This window comes from Hydrogenophaga sp. FW305-3-2-15-A-LB1, assembly GCF_058787875.1.
Map to the genome: position 1 here is coordinate 1 of NZ_JBYTAE010000065.1, position 23,627 is coordinate 23,627.

Annotated in this window: 26 protein-coding genes and 2 pseudogenes; 17 read left to right on the plus strand and 11 right to left on the minus strand. The window is 68.7% G+C overall.

Annotation, left to right across the window (positions count from 1 at the left end; genetic code table 11):
* Nucleotides 1-562, plus strand: a 562-nt coding sequence (locus AC3WPZ_RS19205; RefSeq protein ID WP_492441035.1) for a CAP domain-containing protein, incomplete at its 5' end; no start/stop codon positions are given.
* A gap of 9 nt (nucleotides 563-571) precedes the next feature.
* Here the strand turns inward: AC3WPZ_RS19205 and AC3WPZ_RS19210 are convergent.
* Entirely contained in the window at nucleotides 572-1,489 is a 918-nt protein-coding gene (locus AC3WPZ_RS19210) for a 23S rRNA (adenine(2030)-N(6))-methyltransferase RlmJ (protein ID WP_492441037.1), read from the minus strand.
* A gap of 206 nt (nucleotides 1,490-1,695) precedes the next feature.
* Here AC3WPZ_RS19210 and rplM point away from each other — a divergent pair, with 206 nt between their 5' ends.
* The 5 genes from rplM (at nucleotide 1,696) to erpA (ending at nucleotide 4,222) form a co-directional block, all read left to right on the plus strand.
* Nucleotides 1,696-2,127, plus strand: coding sequence for a 50S ribosomal protein L13 (rplM, locus tag AC3WPZ_RS19215; protein ID WP_291121334.1), 432 nt, complete (start codon nucleotides 1,696-1,698; stop codon nucleotides 2,125-2,127).
* Nucleotides 2,128-2,139: 12 nt separating this feature from the next.
* Nucleotides 2,140-2,532, plus strand: a complete 393-nt coding sequence (gene rpsI, locus AC3WPZ_RS19220) for a 30S ribosomal protein S9 (RefSeq protein WP_291121336.1) — start codon at nucleotides 2,140-2,142, stop codon at nucleotides 2,530-2,532.
* A gap of 101 nt (nucleotides 2,533-2,633) precedes the next feature.
* Entirely contained in the window at nucleotides 2,634-3,341 is a 708-nt protein-coding gene (locus AC3WPZ_RS19225; protein ID WP_444688921.1) for a DUF6776 family protein, read from the plus strand.
* 31 nt (nucleotides 3,342-3,372) lie between these two features.
* Complete coding sequence (locus tag AC3WPZ_RS19230) at nucleotides 3,373-3,771, plus strand: bactofilin family protein (protein WP_291121339.1); 399 nt, start codon at nucleotides 3,373-3,375, stop codon at nucleotides 3,769-3,771.
* An 85-nt stretch (nucleotides 3,772-3,856) separates the two neighbouring features.
* Entirely contained in the window at nucleotides 3,857-4,222 is a 366-nt protein-coding gene (gene erpA, locus AC3WPZ_RS19235; protein ID WP_492441039.1) for an iron-sulfur cluster insertion protein ErpA, read from the plus strand.
* A 76-nt stretch (nucleotides 4,223-4,298) separates the two neighbouring features.
* Here erpA and AC3WPZ_RS19240 read toward each other — a convergent pair whose 3' ends face one another.
* Nucleotides 4,299-5,660: a M23 family metallopeptidase gene (locus AC3WPZ_RS19240; RefSeq protein ID WP_382323035.1), complete on the minus strand. Its 1,362-nt coding sequence runs from the start codon at nucleotides 5,658-5,660 to the stop codon at nucleotides 4,299-4,301.
* A gap of 203 nt (nucleotides 5,661-5,863) precedes the next feature.
* Between AC3WPZ_RS19240 and tyrS the strand changes: the two genes are divergently transcribed.
* Entirely contained in the window at nucleotides 5,864-7,114 is a 1,251-nt protein-coding gene (gene tyrS / locus AC3WPZ_RS19245; RefSeq protein WP_382323036.1) for a tyrosine--tRNA ligase, read from the plus strand.
* 306 nt (nucleotides 7,115-7,420) lie between these two features.
* Here tyrS and AC3WPZ_RS19250 read toward each other — a convergent pair whose 3' ends face one another.
* From AC3WPZ_RS19250 to AC3WPZ_RS19265, 4 genes are all read right to left on the minus strand, one after another.
* Nucleotides 7,421-8,116 carry an ankyrin repeat domain-containing protein gene (locus tag AC3WPZ_RS19250; protein WP_492441041.1) on the minus strand — a complete coding sequence of 232 codons (696 nt, stop codon included), beginning with the start codon at nucleotides 8,114-8,116 and terminating at the stop codon, nucleotides 7,421-7,423.
* A complete protein-coding gene (locus tag AC3WPZ_RS19255; RefSeq protein ID WP_382162358.1) occupies nucleotides 8,113-8,607 on the minus strand; it encodes a GlcG/HbpS family heme-binding protein in 495 nt (164 codons plus the stop codon). Before AC3WPZ_RS19255 ends, AC3WPZ_RS19250 begins: the two co-directional genes overlap by 4 nt.
* 105 nt (nucleotides 8,608-8,712) lie before the next feature.
* Nucleotides 8,713-9,384: a response regulator transcription factor gene (locus AC3WPZ_RS19260; protein WP_492441043.1), complete on the minus strand. Its 672-nt coding sequence runs from the start codon at nucleotides 9,382-9,384 to the stop codon at nucleotides 8,713-8,715.
* The gene (locus AC3WPZ_RS19265; RefSeq protein ID WP_492441045.1) at nucleotides 9,381-10,832 is read right to left on the minus strand and encodes a sensor histidine kinase; all 1,452 of its coding nucleotides are present in this window, start codon (nucleotides 10,830-10,832) and stop codon (nucleotides 9,381-9,383) included. Before AC3WPZ_RS19265 ends, AC3WPZ_RS19260 begins: the two co-directional genes overlap by 4 nt.
* 74 nt (nucleotides 10,833-10,906) lie before the next feature.
* Here AC3WPZ_RS19265 and AC3WPZ_RS19270 point away from each other — a divergent pair, with 74 nt between their 5' ends.
* From AC3WPZ_RS19270 to AC3WPZ_RS19295, 6 genes and pseudogenes are all read left to right on the plus strand, one after another.
* A complete protein-coding gene (locus AC3WPZ_RS19270; RefSeq protein WP_492441047.1) occupies nucleotides 10,907-11,836 on the plus strand; it encodes a cation diffusion facilitator family transporter in 930 nt (309 codons plus the stop codon).
* Nucleotides 11,833-12,276 carry a D-aminoacyl-tRNA deacylase gene (gene dtd / locus AC3WPZ_RS19275; protein ID WP_382327554.1) on the plus strand — a complete coding sequence of 148 codons (444 nt, stop codon included), beginning with the start codon at nucleotides 11,833-11,835 and terminating at the stop codon, nucleotides 12,274-12,276. Before AC3WPZ_RS19270 ends, dtd begins: the two co-directional genes overlap by 4 nt.
* Before the next feature lie 47 nt (nucleotides 12,277-12,323).
* Nucleotides 12,324-12,416, plus strand: a pseudogene (locus tag AC3WPZ_RS19280) (hypothetical protein); the annotation flags it as partial.
* Entirely contained in the window at nucleotides 12,415-12,600 is a 186-nt protein-coding gene (locus AC3WPZ_RS19285; RefSeq protein WP_382325917.1) for a hypothetical protein, read from the plus strand. The pseudogene AC3WPZ_RS19280 and the gene AC3WPZ_RS19285, both read left to right, overlap by 2 nt.
* Nucleotides 12,601-12,651: 51 nt before the next feature.
* Nucleotides 12,652-13,581: a fumarylacetoacetate hydrolase family protein gene (locus tag AC3WPZ_RS19290; protein ID WP_492441050.1), complete on the plus strand. Its 930-nt coding sequence runs from the start codon at nucleotides 12,652-12,654 to the stop codon at nucleotides 13,579-13,581.
* Between the two features lie 35 nt (nucleotides 13,582-13,616).
* A complete protein-coding gene (locus AC3WPZ_RS19295; protein WP_382327550.1) occupies nucleotides 13,617-14,588 on the plus strand; it encodes a tripartite tricarboxylate transporter substrate binding protein in 972 nt (323 codons plus the stop codon).
* Between the two features lie 81 nt (nucleotides 14,589-14,669).
* On the opposite strand, the gene AC3WPZ_RS19300 is transcribed toward AC3WPZ_RS19295, so the two are convergent.
* The 4 genes from AC3WPZ_RS19300 to AC3WPZ_RS19315 all read right to left on the minus strand — a co-directional run bounded on the left by AC3WPZ_RS19300 (nucleotide 14,670) and on the right by AC3WPZ_RS19315 (nucleotide 17,367).
* Complete coding sequence (locus tag AC3WPZ_RS19300) at nucleotides 14,670-15,335, minus strand: GntR family transcriptional regulator (RefSeq protein WP_444688916.1); 666 nt, start codon at nucleotides 15,333-15,335, stop codon at nucleotides 14,670-14,672.
* A 196-nt stretch (nucleotides 15,336-15,531) separates the two neighbouring features.
* The gene (gene ybeY / locus AC3WPZ_RS19305) at nucleotides 15,532-15,987 is read right to left on the minus strand and encodes an rRNA maturation RNase YbeY (RefSeq protein WP_492441052.1); all 456 of its coding nucleotides are present in this window, start codon (nucleotides 15,985-15,987) and stop codon (nucleotides 15,532-15,534) included.
* On the minus strand, nucleotides 15,987-16,373 hold the full coding sequence (locus AC3WPZ_RS19310; protein WP_492441054.1) for an MliC family protein: 387 nt from the start codon (nucleotides 16,371-16,373) through the stop codon (nucleotides 15,987-15,989). Before AC3WPZ_RS19310 ends, ybeY begins: the two co-directional genes overlap by 1 nt.
* A 13-nt stretch (nucleotides 16,374-16,386) precedes the next feature.
* Nucleotides 16,387-17,367, minus strand: coding sequence for a PhoH family protein (locus AC3WPZ_RS19315; RefSeq protein ID WP_382162330.1), 981 nt, complete (start codon nucleotides 17,365-17,367; stop codon nucleotides 16,387-16,389).
* Nucleotides 17,368-17,479: 112 nt separating this feature from the next.
* On the opposite strand from AC3WPZ_RS19315, the gene ruvA reads away from it, so the two are divergent.
* From ruvA to AC3WPZ_RS19330, 3 genes and pseudogenes are all read left to right on the plus strand, one after another.
* Complete coding sequence (ruvA, locus tag AC3WPZ_RS19320) at nucleotides 17,480-18,058, plus strand: Holliday junction branch migration protein RuvA (protein WP_382162327.1); 579 nt, start codon at nucleotides 17,480-17,482, stop codon at nucleotides 18,056-18,058.
* A 3-nt stretch (nucleotides 18,059-18,061) separates the two neighbouring features.
* The gene (gene ruvB / locus AC3WPZ_RS19325; protein WP_291120989.1) at nucleotides 18,062-19,114 is read left to right on the plus strand and encodes a Holliday junction branch migration DNA helicase RuvB; all 1,053 of its coding nucleotides are present in this window, start codon (nucleotides 18,062-18,064) and stop codon (nucleotides 19,112-19,114) included.
* Between the two features lie 631 nt (nucleotides 19,115-19,745).
* A pseudogene (locus tag AC3WPZ_RS19330) lies at nucleotides 19,746-20,231 on the plus strand (rhomboid family intramembrane serine protease); the annotation flags it as partial.
* A 407-nt stretch (nucleotides 20,232-20,638) separates the two neighbouring features.
* Here AC3WPZ_RS19330 and AC3WPZ_RS19335 read toward each other — a convergent pair.
* A complete protein-coding gene (locus AC3WPZ_RS19335; protein WP_492441056.1) occupies nucleotides 20,639-22,423 on the minus strand; it encodes a lysoplasmalogenase family protein in 1,785 nt (594 codons plus the stop codon).
* Between the two features lie 102 nt (nucleotides 22,424-22,525).
* Here AC3WPZ_RS19335 and AC3WPZ_RS19340 point away from each other — a divergent pair, with 102 nt between their 5' ends.
* Nucleotides 22,526-23,617: an SPOR domain-containing protein gene (locus AC3WPZ_RS19340; RefSeq protein ID WP_492441059.1), complete on the plus strand. Its 1,092-nt coding sequence runs from the start codon at nucleotides 22,526-22,528 to the stop codon at nucleotides 23,615-23,617.
* The last annotated feature ends 10 nt before the right edge of the window (nucleotides 23,618-23,627 follow it).

Sequence of the window (23,627 nt, forward strand, 5' to 3'; positions counted from 1 at the left end):
CGGTGGCGGCGACGCGGGCGCCAGCGGCGGGGCCGATGCGACGATCGGCGTGCCCTCACCGCCGAACAGCGCGGGCGGCGCCGGCTCGGGCAGCGGCGGTTCGACGCTGGTCGCCCTGGACGCCAGCACCAGCTGCAACCTGCCCGACTTCCGCAACAGCTTGCTGCAACAGATCAACGCGGCGCGGGCCGTGGCGCGCAGCTGCGGCGGCACCGCGATGCCGGCGGTCGCGCCACTGGCCTGGAACGACGCGCTGTTCTCCGCCGCCGCGCGGCATTCGACCGACATGGCCGTCAACAACTACTTTTCCCACACCGGGCTGGACGGCCGCACGGCCTCCCAGCGCATCGCCGCCGAAGGTTATGCGTGGTCGTGGGTGGGGGAAAACATCGCGGCGGGGCAGACCTCGGTCTCGACCGTGATGAGCGGCTGGCTCGCCAGTCCCGGCCACTGCGCCAACATCATGCGCGCCGAGTACCAGCACATGGGCGTGAGCTGCGTGCAGCGCAGCGGCACCACCTACGGCCGCTACTGGACCATGACCCTGGCCCGGCCACGCTGAATCCGGCGTTCAGCCGCCCGATTCGAGTGCCTGGGATTTGCCGCGTCCGCGGCCCAGGTGGGCCAGCAGCTGCGGCAAGGCGGCCTGCAGCGTGCCCTTGAGGGTGTGCGGCGGGTTGATCACGAACATGCCGCTGGCGGTGAGGCCCGGCCGGTCGTCGGGACCGTGGGTCGGGTCCTGGCCGATGGCCAGTGTGGCGTTCAGCCAGGGTTTCTGGGCCTGGTTCGACAGGGTGCGCAGGCGGCGCGGCAGATCGTGCGCCTCGGGGCGCGGGATCACCGGGTACCAGACCAGGTAGGTGCCGGTCGGGAAACGTCGGATGATCTCTTGTATGCAGGCGCTCACTTTTCCGTAATCGCTCTTGATCTCATAGCTCGGGTCGATCAACACCATGGCCCGTTTGGAGCCGGTGGCCGAGGGCGGCGGCGGCAGCAGGGGCTTCACGCCCTCGAAACCGTCCTCGCGCACCACCGCGATCTGGCGGCCGGCTTCGAGTTGGGCGATGTTGGCGGACAGGGTGCGGCTGTCGGTCGGGTGCAGCTCGAACAGCTTGAGCCGGTCGCGCGATTCGGCCCGCAGCAGCTGGTGCATGACGAACGGCGAGCCGGGATAGACCCGCAGTGCGCCCGAGGGGTTGAAGCTCGCGACCAGGTCCAGGTAGTCGTCGATGGCGGGCGCCACGGCCTCGGTCGACGGCCCGTCGGCCGCGCGCAGCGCGCCCATGAGCTTGACGACGCCGTCCTTGGCCTCGCCCCCGGTCTCGGTGTAGTCGCCGTCGAGCCGATACAGGCCCGCGCCCGCGTGGGTGTCGATCAGCGTCAGACCCGCCTCCTTCTGCATCAGGTGGCGCAGCGTGGCGATGAGGGTGATGTGCTTGAGCACGTCGGCGTGGTTGCCGGCGTGGAAGGCGTGTCGGTAGCTGAACATGCCCTGATGGTAGCCGTTTGCCCTCTGCGCCCGACCATCGGGGACGGGCGGTTTGCCATCCGGGGCCGGAATTTCGTACAATCGAGGGCTTCGCAGCGATTTGCTGGCTCCGCGGCGAAGCATTCAAAACCCACCTAAGAGCGTTCCGACAGAGAACGACCGACCGTGGAAAAGAGCCGCCAAACCAACTCTTCAAGAGAAAACTCATGACCAAAACGTTCAGCGCCAAACCCGCTGACGTGACGCACGAGTGGTTTGTGATTGACGCGACCGACAAGGTCCTCGGACGAGTAGCCAGTGAAGTTGCTCTCCGTTTGCGCGGCAAACACAAGGCCATTTACACGCCTCACGTCGATACCGGTGACTTCATCGTCATCATCAACGCAGCCAAACTCCGCGTCACGGGCAACAAGGCCCTCGACAAGGTGTACTACCGTCACTCGGGTTTCCCGGGCGGTATCTATGGCACCAACTTCCGCGACATGCAGGCCAAGCACCCTGGCCGCGCGCTCGAGAAGGCCGTCAAGGGCATGCTGCCCAAGGGCCCGCTCGGCTACGCCATGATCAAGAAGCTCAAGGTGTACGGCGGTGCAGAGCACCCGCACACCGCCCAACAGCCGCAAGTGCTGGAACTCTAAAGGAGCCTTGAGATGATTGGTGAATGGAACAACGGAACCGGCCGTCGCAAATCCAGCGTCGCCCGCGTGTTTCTGAAAAAAGGCAGCGGCAAGATCACGGTCAATGGCAAGGACATCCAAGCCTACTTCGGCCGTGAAACCTCGATCATGATCGCCAAGCAGCCCCTGGTGCTGACCAACCACGCCGAGACCTTCGACGTGCAGGTCAACGTGCACGGTGGTGGTGAATCCGGCCAGGCCGGTGCCGTGCGCCACGGCATCACCCGCGCCCTGATCGACTACGACGCGACGCTCAAGTCGGGTCTGTCGCAAGCCGGCTTCGTGACGCGCGATGCCCGCGAAGTGGAACGGAAAAAGGTCGGTCTGCGCTCTGCGCGCCGCCGCAAGCAGTTCAGCAAGCGCTAAGCACGCTGTCCATGCCCCAGAAACCGCCTGCAAGTTCAAACTTGGGGCGGTTTTTGCTTTCTGGGGCCTGGTTGCGTTTGCTTGCAGTTGGAGAGGTTTGAATGCGTTTTCGCCTGTTGCGGAGAAGGCTGACGGTCAGTGCGCCCCGGGTCTCGGTGCGCAGCAGCCTGCCGTGGCCTTTCCGCTGGGTGCTGGGCGCACTGGTGCTGGGGTTTTCGGGCGCGCTGGCGGTCTGGGCCTTCGAGTTCGGCAAGGACATCGCCGGGCTGGACCGCAATGCCCAGCAGGAGCTTGCGCAACTGCGCCGCGAGGTGCAGATCCTGCGCACCGACCTGAGCGAGGCCCAGTCGGTGGCCAACACCTCGGACAGCCTGCTGATCGCCGAGCGCAGCACCCAGGAACAGCTGACGATGCAGATCCGGCAACTGCAGGCCGACAACGAGCTGCTGCGCAGCGACCTGGGCTTCTTCGAGCGCCTGATCCCCGGCTCCGGCAACGATTCGCTGAGCATCCGCGGCCTGCAGGCCGAGCGCCTGTCGCCCACCCAGCTCAAATGGCAGGTGCTCATGATCCAGGCCAGCAAGAACGCGCCCGACTTCAAGGGTGCGCTGGAGGTCACGCTCACCGGCACGCTGGCGGGCAAGCCCTGGGTCGCCAAGTCCGCGCCCGCGCCGCAGCCGGTGCTGATCAAGGGCTACCTGCGCATGGAAGGCGTGGTGGACGTGCCCGCGCAGGCCGTGGTAGAAAATGTGACGGCCAAGATCCTGCAGGGCAGTTCGGTCAGGTCCATGCAATCCTTCAACCTGTAACCATCGCGGTCCACCGTCGGGAGAGAGCCTCATGTTTGCCAAGAAAAAACAACCCCCCATCAAGAGCCTCATCGCCCAGGGCACCCGCATCGAAGGCAATGTGTTCTTCCACGACGGTCTGCGCATCGACGGCGAGGTGATCGGCGACCTGCGCGCCAGCGACGAGAAGCCCAGCATCCTCGTGGTCAGCGAAGTGGCCACCGTGACGGGGCAGATCCATGCCGATCACGTGATCATCAATGGCAACGTCAAGGGCCCGGTGCTCGCGTTCGAATTGCTGGAGTTGCAGCCCAAGGCCCACATCGAGGGCGATGTGTCCTACAAGGCGCTTGAAATGCACCAGGGCGCCACCATTTCCGGTCAGCTCAAGCCCATGGTCGGCGGGATCGAGGACAAACCCACACTGAAGCTGGCGGCAAACAACGGGTGAGCACATACCCGAGCGATTTGATTTAGTATCACTCGGACATGCGGGTGTACCGCACCCACCCCACATTTCCGTCAAGAGGTATCCCATGAGCGCAGTCGCCGAAAACATCCAGACCGACATGCCGGCACCGCTGGTCCTCACCGACAGCGCGGCGGCCAAGGTGGCCGAGCTGGTGGCCGAAGAGGGCAATCCCGATCTCAAGCTGCGCGTGTTCGTGCAGGGTGGGGGTTGCTCGGGTTTCCAGTACGGCTTCACCTTCGACGAAATCGTCAACGAAGACGACACCACCATGACCAAGAACGGTGTCTCCCTGCTGATCGACGCGATGAGCTACCAGTACCTGGTCGGCGCCGAGATCGACTACAAGGAAGACCTCGAAGGCGCGCAATTCGTGATCAAGAACCCCAACGCCACCACCACCTGCGGTTGCGGTTCGAGCTTCAGCGTCTGACCGACGGCGTTTTCTCGCCGCAACGAAAAAGGGAGCCGCTGGCTCCCTTTTTTGTTGGGTGTCGAGACCGGGTCGCTTACTGGGCGTTCGCCTGCTGGATGCTGGCGGCGGCATTGAGCTGCATGCGCTGCAGCTGGGCCACGGCGTCGAAACGCTGGCGCAGGGCGGCCGGCACGGGGATGGACTCGCTCTGGCGCGCGATGGCCAGGGGATCCACGTGCACGCCGTTGTCGCGGAACTCCAGGTGCAGGTGCGGGCCGGTGGAGGCGCCCGTGGTGCCGACGGCACCGATGAAGTCACCCTGGTTCACGCGCTGGCCCTTGCGCACGCCGATGCGGCTCAGGTGGGCGTAGACGGTGACCTGGTTGCTGCGGTGCTTGATGTAGATGACATTGCCATAGCCGCGCTGTTCGCCCGCGAACTCGACCGTGCCGTCGCCGATGGTGCGCACCGGCGTGCCGGTGGGGGCGGCGTAGTCCACGCCCATGTGGGCCTTGCGACCGCCCGTGATGGGGTGAAAGCGCATGCCGTAGCCGCTGCTCACGCGCGAGAACTCCAGCGGGGAGGCCAGGTAGAAGCGGCGCGAGCTCTGGCCGTCGAAACCGTAGTAGCCGCCTTTGTGGCCCGCTTCTTCGAACCAGACGGCCTGGTGTTCCTTGCCTTCGTTGACGAACTCGGCGCTCAGGATCCGGCCGGTGCGCAGGCTCTCGCCATCGGCTTCCAGGCTTTCGTAGACCACGTTGAAGCGGTCACCTTGGCGCAGGTCGCGGCGGAAGTCGATGCTGCTGGAGAACATCTCGGCCAGCTGGATGGCGACCGGGTCGGGGATGCCGGCCGCGTCGGTGGCGGCGAACAGCGAGCTGCGGATCACGCCGCTGGCCAGCCGGGACGAGGCGGTCAGCGCGCCTTGTTCCAGGCGCGAGCCGAGCGCGCCCTGGGCATCCTTTTCGACCACGAGGCGGGTGAAGCTGCGTTCGTCGGCGGAGAGCCAGCGCGCGGTCAGGCGCAGCAGTTCCTGTTTCTCGGTGGCTTCGACGCTCACCAGGCGGCCGGCACGGCCCAGCAGCTGGCGCGCGATGGCGTCGTTGCGCAGGAAGGTCTGGGCTTGCGAATCGGTCACGCCCATGCGCTGCAGCAGGCTCTGGGCGGTGTCGTCGCGGCGGGTGGTCTCGCTGCGGAACAACACCAGCGGCGCGGCGGGCTGGGCCGCGAGGAGGCTGTGGATGTCTTGCTGCGTGGGGGCGTCGAGGGCTTCGACGACCTGGCGCACGGGCAGGTCGGCGGCGTCGGGGGCCAGCGGCGCGATGCCGAAGGCGGTGACGCCCGTGCCCAGCAGCAGCACACCGAGGCCGCCCATGATGCGTCGGGGATGCCGGGCGAGGCTTTGGCTCGTGGCATCAGCGAGGCTGGCCAGCGTGTGAAGTAGCGAACGGGTCAAAATCGTTGTTTCCGGTAAGGCCGGCCCCGGTGGTTGGGGCCGCGCGCACAAAAAAAGAGCGGTTGAGGCGGAACAAGTTCACTCAAGCGCTCATGCGGTGACGAACTGGCTTGATATCGTGCAAAAAGCGGGCCAACTAAAATCCGTCATTCGCGCCCAGTATTTTAGCCAGCGCACCGTCCTTCGCATCTGAAAAAACCCCTATGACCGCCTCCAGAAACGACGCCGAAAGTTCTCAGAAATCCGTGCCACTGACGGACGGTGTCCAGGAAGCCCTCAGCGTCACGCTGCGGGGGTGCGAAGAATTGATACCTCAGGCCGACTGGGTCAAAAAATTGTCACAGTCGGAAACCACCGGCCGGCCGCTGCGCATCAAGCTGGGGCTGGACCCCACGGCGCCCGACATCCACATCGGCCACACGGTGGTGCTGAACAAGATGCGCCAGCTGCAGGACCTGGGACATCAGGTGATCTTCCTGATCGGGGACTTCACGAGCCTGATCGGCGACCCCTCGGGCCGCAACAACACGCGCCCGCCGCTGACCCCGGAGCAGATCAAGGCGAACGCCGAGACCTACTACAAGCAGGCCAGCCTGGTGCTGGACCCGGCGCGCACCGAGATCCGCTACAACAGCGAGTGGAGTCTGCCGCTGGGCTCGATGGGCATGATCCAGCTGGCGGCCAAGTACACGGTGGCGCGCATGATGGAGCGCAACGATTTCCACGACCGTTTCAAGGCCGGCACGCCGATCAGCGTGCACGAGTTCCTGTACCCGCTGATGCAGGGTTACGACTCGGTGGCGCTGCAGAGCGATCTGGAGTTGGGCGGCACGGACCAGAAGTTCAACCTGTTGATGGGCCGCCATCTGCAGGCCGAGTACGGCCAGGAGCCGCAGTGCATCCTGACAATGCCGCTGCTCGAAGGTCTGGACGGCGTGGACAAGATGTCCAAGAGCAAGAACAACTACATCGGCATCACCGAGGATGCGAATTCGATGTTCGCGAAAGTGCTGAGCATTTCGGACACGCTGATGTGGCGCTGGTACACGCTGTTGTCGTTCCAGTCGATGGCGCACATCGAGTCGCTGAAGCAGGCGATCGAGCAGGGCGCGAACCCCAAGGACGCGAAGGTGGCGCTGGCCAAGGAGATCACGACGCGTTTCCACAGCGCGGCGGCGGCGGAGGCGGCGGAGCAGGATTTCATCAACCGCAGCAAGGGCGGTGTGCCGGACGAGATTCCGGAGGTGTCGCTGTCGGGCGCGCCGCTGGGGATCGCACCGCTGCTGAAGTCAGCGGGTTTGGCGCCCTCCAACAGCGAAGCCAACCGTCTGATCGATGGTGGCGGTGTTCGTGTCGACGGCGCTGTCGTGAGCGACAAGGGCTTGAAGCTGCCTGCGGGGACTTTTGTGGTTCAGGTCGGGAAGCGGAAGTTTGCTCGCGTGACTTTGAGCTAAGACCTTTCCGTCTTCTACCTCGAGGGCTCGGGGGGCCTGGGCGCTCTGCTCCGCGGGTGTCCCCCGAACCGGCTTCGCCGGTTCTCCTCCTTTACCCCGCTGCGCAGAACGCCCAGGCCCCCCGAGCCGAGATGTGTTTGGCTCACGCCTTTTGCGCTTGCGTGGTGCGCCTGAGTGCGTGGGGGTGGAGGGCGCAGCGACGTAAAGGAGGAGGGGCGGCGAAGCCGACCCGGGGGACAGTCGCGGAGCCCTCCGCCCCCACGCACTCAGGCCGAGAGAAGCAACCTGAAAGAAAGAGCGAAAGACTCAGCGAGCCCCAGCCTTCTCGAGCATCGCCACCATCGCCGAGTACCCGCGAGACCGCGCCAAAGCCAAAGGCGTCTGCCCCGAACGGTCCGCCAGCTGCAAACCGGCCCCCGCATCGATCAGCGCCTTGAGCGTGGCCTGGTGGCGCGCACCGCCGTCGCCCAACACGATGGACTCGATCGTCGCCGTCCAGTGCAGGTTGTTCACGTGGTCCAGCGGCGCACCGGCGGCAATCAGCTGGCGCACCACCCCGTCGTGGCCCAGGTGGGCCGCCGCGATCAAGGCCGTGCCGTCGTAGCGGCTGGTCGTCTGCTTCGCGCTCGCGCCCAGCTGCAACAACAACCGCAACGTCTCCTCATCGTCCGCCACCGAAGCGATCGTCACCGCGTCGTAGCGGTCGTTCTCCAGCCGGTCGATGTCGGCACCCGCCTTCACCAGCGCGCGGATCGCCTCGCGCTGCCGCGCAAACGTGGCCACGTGCAAGGGCGTGCGGCCCCGCGCGTCGGTGGCATTGAGCGCCGCGCCACCGGCCACCAGGCGCGCGATCTTCGCGCTGTCGCCCTGGTGCGCCGCGGCGTGCAGGCCGCTGTAGGCCGCGACCTCGGAGGCACTGGGCCCCACCTGGGCCCAGACCGCCGGCGCGGTGCTCGCCAACGCCACCAGCAGGCCGGTGATCAGCGCGCGGCGGCGTTTCATTTCAGCTGGTCCTTGACCTTGTCGAGCGCGGCGATGGCGCACTGCTCGTCCAGATGGCCGCCGGGCGCGCCGCCCACGCCCACGGCGCCGATCACTTCGTTGCCCACCTTCACCGGCACGCCGCCGCCGAGCAGCAGGTAGCCGGGGATGTCCGTCAGGTTGGCCGCGGCCGGGTTCTTCTGCGCGCCTTCCATGATGGCCAGCGTGTTGTTCTTCGCCGAGGCCGAGGTGAAGGCCTTCAGGCGGCTGGCTTCCAGCGTGTGCGGGCCGGCGTTGTCGGCGCGCATGACGGCGCGCACGCCACCGGCACGGTCCACCACCGTGGCCGCCACGTTGTAGCCGGCGGTGCTGCAGGCCGCGACGGTGGCGCTGGCGATCTGGGTGGCGAGTTCGAGCGACATGTTCTTCTCCACACGCACGCTCTGCGCGCTGGCCAGGGCGGCGGCGCTGAGGGAAACGGCGAGGAGGGACGCTTTGACGAAGGCTTGCATGGAGTTCTCCGGGTGTTGTGAAACGGTTCGATCAACCGTGGGAGAACTGTAAAAATCCGCGCCCGAAACGGCCATTCGGGCGCCTACGCGCGGCCCTCCGTAGAACTACGCAGTGCCGTTGCCGTTGCCGCCGCCCGGGCCGGCCGTGTCCTGGGCGTCCACCAGCGCGGCGTAATGCCGGATCAGCTGCGCCAGCGAGGGCGCCTGCAGCTTGGCGAACAGGTTGGCGCGGTGGGTTTCCACCGTGCGCGGCGACAGGCCCAGCGCGCGGCCGATCTCCTTGTTGGTCAGGCCCTCGACGATCAGGCCCAGCACCTCGCGCTCGCGCTCGGAGAGCTGCGCATAACGTTCGCGCGCGGCGCGGTCGGCCTCGTTGCGCTGGCGCGAGCGCACGTGCTGGCGCACCGCGTTCTGCAAGGCTTCGAGCAGCACCTCGTCGTTCACCGGTTTTTCCAGGAACTCGGCCGCACCGGCCTTGAACGCGCGCCGGCACATGTCCACCGTGCCATGGCCGGTGAGCATGATCACCGGCTGGTCCACGCCCTGCGACACCAGGGTGTCGAGCACGCTCAGGCCGCTGATGCCGGGCATGCGCACGTCGAGCACGATGGCGCCGATGCCCTCGCGGTCGAAATCGCTCAGGAAGGCCTGTGGGTCGCTCCAGGGCTGCACGCGCAGGCCCACGGTGCCGATCAGCAGGCCCAGGCTGTCGCGCACCGCCTGGTCGTCATCGATCAGGTGCACCGTGGGCGAGAGGGTGTCGGGCGAACCGTTCATGGGAGGCTCTCCGCGAGCGGCAGTTGCAGCCGGAACACCGCGCCCCGCTCGGGCGCGTTGGCCGCGTCCAGCGTGCCGCCCATGCCGTTGGCCAGGGTTTCGCACAGGCTCAGGCCCAGGCCGAGTCCGTCCTTGCGCGTGGAGTAAAACGGCTCGAACAGGCGCGGCAGCACCTCGGGAGGGATGCCCGGGCCGTTGTCGGCCACGGTGATCTCGCCCAGGCGGTCCTTGGCCGACACCGTGAGCGTGAGCCGCCGTTGCGCGGCGGGCACCTGCTCCAGCGCCTGCAGCGCGTTGAGGATCAGGTTGTGCACGATCTGGTCCAGCGCCACCGGGTCGGCCAGCACCGTCACCGCCTGCGCGGCGTCGAGCACCGGCACCACGTCGCGCCGCTGGCACTCGGGCTCCAGCAGGTAGAGGGCTCGGCGCACGGCCTCCACCGCCGCCACGGGCTGGTGCTGGCCACTGCGGTCGGGCCGCTCCACGGTCTGGCGCAGGCGGCCCACCACCTCGGCGGCGCGGCGCGCCTGCGCCGCGGCCTGCAGCATGGCGCTGCGCGCGGTGGCGAGTTCGGGCGGGTCTTCGTTGAGCAGGCGCTGCGCGGCCTGGGTGTTGGCGAGCACGGCGGTCAGCGGCTGGTTCAGTTCGTGCGCCATGCCGGCGGCGAGTTCACCCAGCGTGTTCAGTCGCGCCACCTGGCCCAGGCGCAGCAGTTCCTCAGCGCGGCGGCGCGCGCTGCGCTGGCGTTGCAGGTGGTGCAGCGCCGCCAGCAGCGCCGTCACGCCCAGCACCCAGGCCAGCATCAGCCCCCAGGGCAACTGGCCCCAGCCCACCGAAAGGGTGGCGACCACGTCGAAGGGTTGGCTCTCGGCCGCCAGCAGCTTGTGAAACGCGAAGTGCCAACCGCGCGTGGGCCGCTCGTCCAGGGCGGCGCCAGGTTGCACCACGTAGCGCTGGCCTTCGTGCTCCAGCGTCACGCGCACCGGGCTGGTGTCGGCCTGCATGGGCCATTCGGACCAGGGCACCATGGCCCGCACGTCGATCGTCAGCGCGTAGCTGGTGGGCGTGGCGGCCAGCACCACCTGGTAGCGCCCGGCGGGCAGGTCCAGCCCGCCCAGGGCGGCGCGGCGCGCCTGGCGCGAGCGCGTCTCGGCCTGCGTGAGCTGCGGGTCGTTCCAGCGCTGGTCGGGGTCGCGCCGCTGCACGCTGAGGATCTGCGGGTAGAGCACCGGCAGGCGCTGCTCGGGCGACGAGGCGCCGCTGCTGCTGTCGGGCACCGGTTGCAGCAGCGCCAGCGTGGCCAGCATCGCGTCGTGCTGCACCACCTGCTGGCTCAGCAGCCGGTGGACGATGCGCGCGTCGGTCTCGAACAGCGCGCGCTGTTCATCGAGCGACAGGCGCGCCAGCAACACCGCGCCCGCCAGGGACAGCAGGATTCCGCCGCTCACCCACCACTTCAAGCGTTGCCATGACTGCCACATGCGGCGGATTCTGGCATGCCCGCAGCCGGCACAATGGCGGCATGCGCTTTGTCCCCGCCCGTTTCCTCACCCCGAAGCGCCTCCTGATGGCGTCGATCGGGGTGGCGGTGGTCACCATCGCGCTCAAGACCCTGGCCTGGGTGGTCACCGATTCGGTGGGCCTGCTGTCCGACGCGATGGAGTCGCTGGTGAACCTGGCCAGCGCGGTGGTCGGCCTGGTGATGGTGACCATCGCCGCGCGGCCGGCCGACGAGGAGCACCCTTACGGCCACCACAAGGCCGAGTACTTCTCCTCGGGCTTCGAAGGCATCCTCATCATCGCGGCCGGTCTCGGCATCCTCTGGGCTGCCGGCAGCCGCCTGCTGGACCCGCAGCCGATCGAACAGGTGGGCTGGGGCCTGGCGCTGTCGGTGGCGAGTTCGGTGCTCAACGGCGGCCTGGCCTGGACCATGCTGCAAGCCTCGAAGACACACCGCTCGATCGCGCTCGAGGCCGATGCCAAGCACCTGTTCTCCGACGTCTGGACCTCGGCCGGGGTGCTGGTCGGTGTCGTGCTGGTCACGCTCACCGGCTGGCTCTGGCTGGACCCGCTGGTGGCCATGGCCGTGGCGCTCAACATCATGAAGGAAGGCGCGCGCCTGGCCTGGCGCTCGTCGCAGGGGCTGATGGACGAGGCGGTGGAGCCCGAGGTGATGGCGACCATCCAGCAGACGCTGGACGGGTTTGCCCTGTCGCACGGCGACACCCACATCATCCGCTTCGACCACGTGAGCACGCGCCGCGCCGGCCAGCGCCGCTTCGTGGACCTGCACATGCACATGCCCGCGGCCTGGACGCTCGGGCGCGCGGCCGCCGTGCGGGCCAGCGTGGAGCAGGCCTTGATGAGCGCGGTGCCGGGGCTGCGCGCCACCATCCAGCTGCTGCCCAGCGACGTGGAAGCCCACTTCTTCGACGAGGACGATTTGAAATGATCTCGCTGTTGCAGCGCGTGAGCGAAGCGCGCGTGGACATCGATGGCCAGACCGTGGGCGCCATCGGCCCGGGCCTGCTGTTGTTGCTGTGCGCGGAACCCGAGGACACCGAGGCCGTGGGCGAGAAGCTGCTGGCCAAGGTGCTGAAGCTGCGCATCTTCGGCGACGACGCCGGCAAGATGAACCGCAGCGTGCAGGACATCGGCGGCGGCCTGCTGGTGGTGAGCCAGTTCACCCTGGCGGCCGACACGAAGAGCGGCAACCGCCCGGGCTTCACCGGCGCGGCGCCGCCCGCCTTGGGCGAGGCGCTCTACGAGGCCTTCGTGAAGGCGGCGCGCGCGCAGCACCCGCTGGTGCAGACCGGCCGCTTCGGGGCCGACATGAAGGTGCACCTGGTCAACGACGGACCGGTGACCATCCCGCTGCGGATGACGGCCTAGGTGTGAAACCTCAATAGGTCGTTCATCCGGACCTGATTGGGGACGCTGTGGTTGCCAGGCCCAGCCACTCAAGTCAGGACTGGCGCACCGGCTTCAAGTGGCTGGCCCGTTTCGGGGCCGAAAGCGCCGCAGGGCTGTGTGATCGCAGCTCGCGACCGCATCACAGGTCAGCGCCAGCAACGCAACCGGGGCATTGGCTGGGACGCTGTGCCTCTGACCATCGACGACCCCTCCCGGGTTTCCTTTGCCCGGGTGCTCAATGACGAGAAGGCCATTGGCCGCGCGCTGTTCCTGCGCCAGGCCGTCGACTGCCGCGCCAATTGAATTCAGCTGAATTCAATTGATATGATGCGGTCTTTCCCCAAAGGAGACCCCTTGAGACTCGCCAATTTTTCCCTGCATGGCCAAGCCGCTCACCCGCGCCTGGGCGTCCTCGCCGGTGACCGCATGCTCGACCTGGCCGCATTGGCCACACGCAGCAACGCCCCCCTGCCGGACACGATGAAGACGCTGCTTGCGCTGGGCGACGCCGGCCTGGCGCGGGTGCGCGAGCTGATCGCCGGCCCGGGTGCCGCCGACAGCTCGCACGCGCTGGATGCGATCGATTTCCTGCCGCCCATCACCGACGCGCACAAGTTCCTGTGCGTGGGCAAGAACTACCGCACCCACCTCGAGGAGCTGCAGCGCACCGACCTGATCAAGGAACTGCCCAACGAGCCGACGGGCTTCATCAAGCTCAACGACTGCCTGACCGGCCACGACAACGACGTGGTGCGCCCGCCCAGCGTCACCCACCTCGACTACGAGCCCGAACTGGTGTTCGTGATCGGCAAGGCCGCCTACAACGTGAAGGCTGAGGACGCGTTCTCGCACGTGGCCGGCATCACCATCCTCAACGACCTGACCTGCCGCGACACGCAAAAGCGCGAGGTCGCCTCGGGCTCGCGCTTCTGGACCGCCAAGAACGCGCCCGGCTTCGGCCCGCTGGGCCCCTGCATCATCACGATGGACGAGGTGCCCGACCCCTACGACATCTGGGTGACCTGCAGCGTCAACGGTGAGCAGCGCATGCGCGTGAACACCAGCGACCAGATCTGGAAGCTGCCGCGAATCATCGAGCACTTCTCGCGCCTCGTGCCCCTCATGCCCGGCGACATGTTCTCCACCGGCGCGCCCGGCGGCGTGGCGGTGGGCAAGCCCAACGCAGAGGAGCTGTTCCTCAAGCACGGCGACGTCGTCGAGTGCGCCTTCGAGAACCCGCCCATGGTCCTGCGCAACCGCATCGTCGCGCCCGCGCAGGCCTGAGACCCCATCCGCCCCCAACCCAGGAGACAGACAACATGAACAGCGCTCTTCACCGCACCCTCGCCGCCGCCGTGGCGGCCGCCCTGTGCGCCACCGCCGGCCTCGCGCTGGCCCAGGCGCCGCAGCCCTACCCCACCAAGGCCGTGACCATGATCGTGCCCTTCCCGCCCGCCGGCGGCGCCGACTCGCTCGCGCGCATCCTGGCCGTGCACCTGGGCAACAGCTGGAAGCAGACCGTGCTGGTGGAAAACCGCCCGGGCGCGGCCGGCCACATCGGCGCGTCCTATGTGGCGCGCTCGGCACCCGACGGTTACACGCTCATGATGAGCTCCACCGCCTCGCTCACCAAGGAAAACGCCAGCCAGTTCGCCCCGGTGGCGCTGGTGTCGGCCTCGCCCTATGTGGTGACGGTGAACCCGAGACTGGGCGTGAAGAACATCCGCGAGCTGGTGGCCAAGGCCAAGGCCGAACCCGGCAAGCTGACCTTCGGCTCCTCCGGTGAAGGCTCGGCCTCGCACCTGACGGTCGAGCTCTTCAAGCAGGTGGCCGACGTCGAGATGATGCACGTGCCGTACAAGGGCACCGGCCAGGCCGTGAACGACCTGCTGGCCGGCACCATTGACGTGATGTTCGCCCCTGGTCAGACCGTGATGCCGCACGTGAAGTCGGGCAAGCTGGTCGCGCTGGCCGTGACCAGCGCCAAGCGCGCCAAGGCCACGCCAGAACTGCCGACGATCGCGGATTCGGGCGTGCCGGGTTACGCGGCCGTGGGCTGGTTCGGCCTGCTCGCGCCCGCCGCGACGCCCAAGGCGGTGATCGCCAAGCTGGGCGCGGACGTGAGTCGCACGCTGGACGACCCGGCGGTGGAGCGCACCATGCTGGAAGCCGGTGCCGAGCCAGCCGAAGGCACGCCCGAGCAGTTCGGCCGCTTCATCCAGGAAGAGCTCACCAAGTGGGGCGAGCTGGAACAGGCGATGGCGCGCAAGGCGGGCGCCAAGCCGCGCTGAACCAGCAGGCCCTGCCGGAACATACGCGCGGCTTCGGCCGCGCTTTTTTTTGGCCGGCATGTCCCGGCCTCTCCCGGTCGTTCAGTCGCGTTCGCGCGAGAGCATGGCGTTGATGCGCGCGCGCTGGCCGCCCGCCAGGTGCACGCGCATGGCCTCGCGCGCGCCCTCGGCGTCGCGCCGCGCGATGGCGTCCACCAGACGCTGATGTTCGGCCGAGGCGCTTTCGGCGCGGGCCGGCTCGCTGGCCGTGGCCGGCCCCAGCAGGATCATCGGCGTCTGCAGCGCCCGCAGGGTGGTGAGCAGGTAACGGTTGTGCGCGCTGCGGTAGATCGCGTCGTGAAAGCGCCGGTTCAGCCGCTCGCGGCGCATGGGGTCGCCCAGCACCTCGCGTTCGAGCACCAGCATCTCGCGCAGCACATCGACCTCGGCTTCCGATGCATTCTGCGCGGCCAGCGCGGCCGCAGAGGTTTCCAGCACCAAGCGGATCGCATACAGCTCGATCACCATCTGCTGATCCAGCTGCGCGACCACGCGCCCGCGATAGGGCTCATGCACGATGAGGCCGTCGGTCTCCAGCCAGGCGATGGCTTCGCGCACCGGTGTGCGGCTGATCTGCAGGGTGTCGGCCAGGCCGTTGACGCTGATGCGGTCGCCGGGTTTGAGCACACCGGTCTCGATGGCTTCGTGCAGCTTGCCGTAGGCCACCTGGCCCATGGACTTGCCGTTGCTGTCGGTGTGAGTGGGCATGTTGGATGGGGAGCAATGCGCCTGCGTGGAAGGCCACCAGGCGTGGCTGATTCTATCGAGTATGTTGCGCGCCGACGGCCCCGTCGTGCCGTGGAAACCGGCCCAGCGGCATAGGGCGCCGGCCACAAGCCGCTCTCAACCACCAGCCTCCCATGGGCCGCATCCCGGCCATGAACAAGCTCCTGAGACTCGACCCCTAGGCGTAGGGGTTCGGCTGGCCCAGGCCCGCGAGGATCTCGGTCTCGCGCGCCTCCATCTCTTCGGCGTCCTGCTCGCCGGTCTCGTGGTCCCAGCCCTGCGCGTGCAGGGTGCCGTGCACCAGCAGGTGCGCGTAGTGCTGGGCCAGGGGTTTCTTCAGTTCGGCCGCCTCGCGCGCGACCACGGGGGCGCAGAGCACGAGGTCGGCCATCACCACCGGTTCGGTGGCGTAGTCAAAGGTGAGCACGTTGGTGGCGTAGTCGCGGCCGCGGTAGTCGCGGTTGAGCGCCTGGCCTTCTTCGGCATCGACGATGCGCACGGTGATCTCGGCATCGGCGTCCAGCGCGTGGCGGATGCAGCGGACCACCCAGTGGCGGGGCAGGGCGGCGCGGTGCACGGCGGCGTCGGCGAGCTCGCCGAACTGCAGGGAGAGGGTGAGGGCAGGCAGGGCCATCAGCGTTTGGCCGGTTGGGCGAAGCAGTTGGACATCAGGGTCTGGTCTTGCGTGTTGGGGTCGGCGGCGATGGCGCTCAACTCCCCCTTCATGCCTTGCGTGTACCAGCTCAGCCGGGACTGCGGGTCCAGGGCGAAAAAGCGAACGCCCGTGGTGGCACGGCGGCCCTGCAGCATCAGCGTGCGGCCACCGTGGTGCAACGCCGCGAACGAGGTGCCGTTGCTCAGGTTCAGGTAGGCCAGTTCGATCTCGCTTCCGCCATCGCATTTGTACTGCACGGCCTGGCTGCTGAAGACCAACTGGGGTTGTGGTGTTGCCGAGCCCTGGGGGGATGCATCGAGGGCCAGCACGGCGACAAGGCTGGCGAGCAGGGTGCGTGTGAGCATACGGTGGATGGCGTCAGTGGGCGGCGCGGCGCGCGCGCTTCGCGGGTGGGGCGTCTTCGGTGTCGGGGTTGCGCGCGTCGTAGGCGTCCACGATGCGCGCCACCAGCGGGTGGCGCACCACGTCGGCGCTGGACAGGCGGGTGAACGCGATGCCCTGCACGCGCTTGAGCACGCGCTCGGCGTCGATCAGGCCGCTGAGCTGGGTGCGGGGCAGGTCGATCTGGCTCACGTCGCCCGTGATCACGGCCTTGCTGCCGAAGCCGATGCGCGTGAGGAACATCTTCATCTGCTCCACGGTGGTGTTCTGCGCCTCGTCCAGGATCACGAAGGCGTGGTTGAGCGTGCGCCCGCGCATGAAGGCCAGGGGTGCGATCTCGATCTGCTGGCGCTCGAAGGCCTTCTGCACCTTGTCGGCGCCCATCAGGTCGTAGAGCGCGTCGTACAGCGGGCGCAGGTAGGGGTCCACCTTCTGGCCCAGGTCGCCGGGCAGGAAGCCGAGCTTCTCACCCGCCTCCACCGCCGGGCGCGTGAGTACGATGCGCTGCACCGCGCTGCGCTCCAGCGCATCGACCGCGCAGGCCACGGCCAGGTAGGTCTTGCCAGTGCCGGCCGGGCCGATGCCGAAGGTGATGTCGTGCGTGGCCATGTTTTCCAGGTAGCGCGCCTGGTTGGGCGTGCGCCCGCGCACCTCGCCGCGCCGGGTCTGCATCGCCAGGGCGCCGTCGCCGGGCTCGGCCAGGGCGGTGTCGCCGCTGAGCATGAGCTGCACCTGTTCGGCGGGGATCGGCTTCTTCGCCATCTCGTACAGCGCCTGCAGCGTTTCCAGCGCCTGGGTGGCCTTGGCTTTGGGCCCCTCGATGCGGAACTGCTCGAATCGGTGCGCCACCTTGACCTGCAAAGCGGCCTCGATGCTGCGGATGTGGCTGTCCATGGGGCCGCACAGGTGCGCCATGCGGGTGTTGTCCGGTGGGGAGAAGGTGTGCCTGAGAATCAAACCGATAATCCAGTGAGTTGATGGCCCCCAACCCTGGCGGTGCCAGGCCCCCCGAGGGGGTGCAGTCGTTCTTGGGGGCGGCCCTGCGAACGACTGGAAAGGAATTTTCCCGATGATAGGCAAGTTGACCGGTACGCTGCTGGAAAAAAATCCGCCCCAGATCCTGCTGGACTGCCATGGCGTGGGTTATGAGGTGGATGTGCCCATGAGCACCTTCTACAACCTGCCCGCCACCGGCGAGAAAGTGGCCCTGCTCACGCACTTCGTGGTGCGCGAGGACGCCCAGATCCTCTACGGCTTCGGCACCTCCTCGGAACGCGAGGCGTTCCGCCAGCTCATCAAGATCAGCGGCGTGGGCCCGCGCACCGCGTTGTCGGTGCTCTCGGGCATGAGCGTGACCGACCTGGCGCAGGCGGTGAGCGCGCAGGAAAGCGGGCGCATCGTCAAGGTGCCCGGCATCGGCAAGAAGACCGCCGAGCGCCTGCTGCTCGAACTCAAGGGCAAGCTCGGCGCCGACCTGAACCTGCCCGGTGCCGGCCCGGCCCAGAGCGACGTGCAGAGCGACATCCAGCAGGCGCTGATGGCCCTGGGCTACAGCGACAAGGACGCCACCGCCGCGCTCAAGGCCCTGCCCAAGGACGTGGGCGTGAGCGAAGGCATCAAGCTCGCGCTCAAAGCACTGGCCAAATAAACCATGAGCATCCAGACCGACGATTTCACCCCCGCGCCGCGCGTGGTGTCCGCCGCGCCCGCCTCGCCCAAGGAAGAGGCGATCGAGCGCGCCTTGCGCCCCAAGCTGCTCGACGAGTACGTGGGCCAGACCAAGGTGCGCGAGCAGCTCGAAATTTTCATCGGTGCGGCCAAGAAGCGCAGCGAGGCGCTGGACCACGTGCTGCTGTTCGGCCCGCCGGGGCTGGGCAAGACCACGCTCTCGCACATCATCGCGCAGGAACTCGGCGTGAACCTGCGCCAGACCAGCGGCCCGGTGCTGGAAAAACCCAAGGACCTGGCCGCGCTGCTGACCAACCTCGAGGCCAACGACGTGCTGTTCATCGACGAGATCCACCGGCTCAGCCCGGTCGTCGAGGAAATCCTGTACCCGGCGCTGGAGGACTACCAGATCGACATCATGATCGGCGAAGGCCCGGCCGCGCGCAGCATCAAGCTGGACCTGCAGCCCTTCACCCTGGTGGGCGCGACCACGCGCGCGGGCATGCTCACCAACCCGCTGCGCGACCGCTTCGGCATCGTCGCGCGGCTGGAGTTCTACACCGCCGAGGAACTCGCGCGCATCGTCAAGCGCAGCGCCGGTCTGCTGAACGCACCCATGGACCCCGAAGGCGGATTCGAGATCGCGCGCCGCTCGCGCGGCACGCCGCGCATCGCCAACCGCCTGCTGCGCCGCGTGCGCGACTTCGCCGAGGTCAAGGGCCGCGGCACCATCACGCAGGACATCGCCAACCGCGCGCTGGCCATGCTGGACGTGGACCCGCAGGGCTTCGACCTCATGGACCGCAAGCTGCTCGAAGCCGTGATCCACCGCTTCGACGGTGGGCCGGTGGGGCTGGACAACATCGCGGCCAGCATCGGCGAGGAGCGCGACACCATCGAGGACGTGATCGAGCCCTACCTGATCCAGCAAGGCTTCCTGCAGCGCACGCCGCGCGGGCGCATCGCCACGCTGGCGGCGTACCGGCACCTGGGGGTGGCGCCGCCAAGCAACGCGGGTGAACTCTTCGCCGACTGAAGGCATGCCCGACCACAGCCAGGAGTTTCGAGCGACCTGGCGCGGCAGCGCTGTCTGGGTGGCGGCGCTCGTGGCCCTCATGGCCGCGGGTTTCGCGGCGGGTGCCCTGGCCACGCCGCGCGGCGCCTGGCTGCTGGGCGCGCTGGCGCTCTTCTTCGGAGCGATGGCCTGGCTGCTGCTGCAGCCCCTCTTGAGCGCGCACCCCATCCTGCGCGTCGGCCCCGAGGGCATCGGCGGCTACCTGCTCAAGGGGCAGACCATTCCCTGGAGCGACATCGCCGATGTGGAGCACCTCTCGGTGCAAGGCCAGCACCAGATCCAGATCCAGCTGCGCGAGGGCGCGGTTTCGCAGGCCGCCACCGCAGGCCTGTTCCGCAAGGGGCTCAAGCGCGTGATCGCGTTGGCCCCGCTGCGCCGCGCCGAGCGCCAGCCCGCCGTGCAGGCGGCGCTGCAGGGTTTTCAGCGTTACGCCACCGGCCAGGCCCGCGCGGCCCTGAGCGAGCGGCTGGACGCCTGGCAGGCGCACGAGGCGTTCGAGGAGCGCCTGCGCACCCTCACCCCCACGCCCTGGGCGCTGTACGCGGTGATCGCCGTCAACGTGGCGGTGTGGGTGCTCAACCTGTTCGACGGCATGAGCCCCACCAAGCCCACTTCGGCCGAGCTGTTCGCCTGGGGCGCCAACTCGGCCACGGCCGTGGTGCGCGATGGCGAGTACTGGCGCCTGCTCAGCGCCACCGCGCTGCACGGCGGCGCGCTGCACCTGGGCCTGAACATGTTCGCGCTGTGGGACGCTGGGCGGCGGGTGTGCCGCTGGTTCGGCAACGGCCAGTTCCTGCTGATCTACCTGGCGGCGGGGCTCGCTGGCAGCGCGCTGAGCCTGCATTTTTCGTCACAGCAGGCGGTGTCGGTCGGGGCTTCCGGCGCGGTGTTCGGCGTGCTGGGGGCGTTGATGGTCGGCGTCTACCAGCACCGTGCGAGCGTGCCCAAGGCCATGGCGACGCAGCTGCTGACCAGCCAGGGCCTGTTCGTGGCGATCATGCTGGGGCAGGGTTTTGCCCGACCGGGCATCGACAACGCGGCCCACGTGGGTGGCCTGGTGATGGGGGCCCTGCTGGCCTGGCTGCTGGTGGAGCTGGTCGACGAGCGCGCCTCGCGTGGTCTGCGCCAGCGCCGCCAGGTGATGGCCGTGGCCGCCACGGTGCTGGTGGTGGGCGCGCTGGTGGGGCTGGCCCGGCCCGGCGTGGACCACCGGCAGTTGTTTGGCTCGCAGTCGCTGCTGACGGACCTGCTGCCCCGTCTGAGGGCCGCCGAGACCGCGCTGCAGCAGGACGCCAGGGACCACAAGGACGGGCGCCTGAGCCGGGCGCAATTCGTCGACGCGATGGCGCAGCGCCACATCCCGGCCTACCGGGCGATGGGCGAAGAACTCGCTGGAGGTCATGACGCTGGAGGTGGGCAAACACCGGGGCTCCGTCGATGCGGCGCAGGCCGACGCCAGGCTCGAGCAGCTGTCGGACCGGATGGTCAGTGTGGGTGCCCGTCTGCGAGCGAAGCGCGCGCCGCCGGCCAGGCCGTGAGCGAGGCCGGTTCGGCACCGGCGCGCCGGCCGCGCAGCATGCCCGCCACGATCAGCGCCTGCGCCGCGTAGTAGGTGCTCAGCACCCACACCTGCGACATCGGCAGCGGCGACACGAAGCGATTGGTCGCCAGCAGCGAGTCGCTCAGCATGAAGAAGCCCGAACCCAGCGCCACGGCCAGGGCCGCGCGGTCGCGCTGCACGCTGGCGCGGCCGATGGCCTGCGCGGCCATCAGCGCGATCACCAGCACGTAGGCCGCCACCGGGGCGCGCAGGCCGGCCGGCAGGCCGCCCTGCCACAGGAAGCCGTACATCGCCACACCCAGGCCCAGCGTGGCCACCAGCGCGCGGCGGCTCGGGAACCAGGGCAGGCCCTGGTGGAACAGCGCGATGTAGGCCAGGTGGGCCAGCAGGAAGGCCACCAGCCCCGGGATGAAGTAGCCGGGGAACATCAGGAAGGCGTCTCCCGCCAGTGAAAAGGCCAGCGCGGCGAGCAGCAGGGCGTCCGCGCGCCGCACGCCGCCCGCGGCGCGCGCATGCGCCCACACCACGGCCATCGCGATCAGCATGGCCAGCGGCTTGAAGACCCGGTGCAGCTCCACCCAGCCCAGCGCGGCGGTGGCCATGGCCAGGGCGCCGCATTCGATCAGCAGCGCCTCGCCCATGCCGATGCGCCCCTGCATCACCGCGCCGATGGCCCACAGCGCCACCAGCAGCACGCTGAACACCACGGCGCTGCGCGAGAGCGGCCAGGCATCGGCGAACCACAGGAAGCCCCCCACGCCCACGAGCAGAGCCACGAACTGCGCGCCCGCGAACCAGCGCACCGCGGGGCTCATGGGCGGCGCATAGCGCTGCACGCTGGCGAGGTCGAACGTGGGTGACGGAAAGCGCTCTGCCACGTCGGCCGGCCGCCAGCCCGGTGGCTTGAACCACACGCGCAGCTTGTCGGCCCAGCGCCGGGTGTGCCAGCTGTCGCGCAGCAGGCCCCAGTACACCTCGCTGTTGGCCCACAGCGGGTCCCAGCTCTGCAGGGGCTTGCGCGTGCCGTAGATGCACTTCTCGTCCTCTTCCTTGAAGCTGCCGAACAGGCGGTCCCACACGATCAGGATGCCGCCGTAGTTGCGGTCGAGGTAGCGGTCGTTCACCGCGTGGTGCACGCGGTGGTTGGAGGGGCTGCAGAACCAGCGGTCGAACCAGCCCAGCTTGCCGACCTGCTCGGTGTGCACCCAGAACTGGTAGAGCAGGTCGATCAGCGCGACCACGCCGAACACCAGCGGCGGCACGCCGGCCACGGCCATGGGCAGGTAGAAGATCCAGCCCAGCAGCGCGCCCGAACTGGTCTGGCGCAGCGCGGTGGAGAGGTTGTAGTCCTGGCTCTGGTGGTGCACCACGTGCGCGGCCCAGAAGACGGCGCTCTCGTGCCCGGCTCGGTGCAGCCAGTAGTAGCAGAAGTCGTAGAACACCAGCGCGGTCAGCCAGCCCATCCCGCTGGTCCAGAACGGGTGGTCGGGCCAGATCGCCACCGCCGAGTACACGGCGGTGTACAGGCCCACGCGCAGCAGCCGGGTGAACACCGCGCTGATCTGGCTGAGCATGCCCAGGCCGATGCTGCTGATGGCGTCGTCGAGCCGGTAGGTGTTGTGCCGGCGCTGGCGGCCGATGGCGTACTCGATCGCGATCAGCGCGAAGAACACCGGCGTGGCCAGCACGATGATCTGGCTCGGGCTCATGGGAGGCGTGCGAAGCGGAAACGGGGCATGCGCGCATTGTGGGCAGAAGCCGGTGTTTGCACCCTTGGCATCAACCCGCATGCCCGTGCCAGAATCGCGGGCATGTCCGCCCACCCGCCCGCTGCCGCGACCGCCCCGGAGAGTGCCACCACCGCGCTGTACCGCGCCGCGCTGGGGCCGGTGAACACGGCGCACTACCTCGCGGTGTTCGAGCGTTTCGACGACGCCGGCCGCGCCAGCCCGGTCTGGAACCCGGCGGCCGGCCTGCTCACCCTGAACTGGCTGGTGTTCCGCCAGCTCTGGGGCTCGGCGCTGGTCTACCTGGCCTGTGCCCAGGGGCTGGCGCTGCTGGTGCTGGTGGCGGCCCGGCGCTTCCTGCAGTGGCCGCCGTCGGTGGAATGGGGCGTGCTGCTCACGCTGCTGTTGCTGAGCATCGCGATCCCCGGCGCCTACGGCAACGCCCTGCTGCACGCCGACACCCGCCGCCGCATGACGCGCGCCGTGCGCGAAGCCCGCACCGTGCGCGAGGCCTGCGCGGCGCTGGAAAAGCAGGCGAGTTCGAAGCGGCGCCTGGGGGCGCTGGTGGTGGTCAACCTGCTGCTGGCCGGTGCGCTGGGGGCGGGCTGGCTGGGCGGCGGGCTCCAGCAAGGCCTGCCGGCGCCGGCCGCCCAACTCGTCGAAGCACCGGCGCCGGCCGTTCCTGCCGCACCCGCCACGCCCGCCGCCGAGCCCGAGCCGGTCGAACAAGCCGTGGCCGCCGCACCGCCAGCCGCGCCGGAACCGGTGCCCGAACCCGCGCCGGTGATCGTGACGCCACCGACGCTGCCGGCCTTGCCATCCCCCGTCGAGGACAGCCCGCCGGCCGAGCCACCCGTGGTGGCCAAGGCCGCGCCGCCCGAGCCCGCCAAGGTGGTGGTCGCCAAGGTCGCGGCCCCCAAGGCACCGGTGGCGGCGGTGGTGGCGCCGCAGGCCCATGGCATCAACGTCGGCCTGTTCGCCGACCCGGCCAACGCCGACAAGGCCCACGCGCGCCTGGTGGAAGCCGGTTTTCCGGCGATCCTGCAGAAGGTCGAATCGCCCAAGGGCGAGTTCACCCGGGTTCGCGTCGGGCCGTTTGCCAGCCGTTCCACGGCCGATGAAGCGGCCGCGCGCATCCGCGCCCTGGGGCTGGACGCGGTGGTGTTCGCGCCCTGAGCCGGCGAGG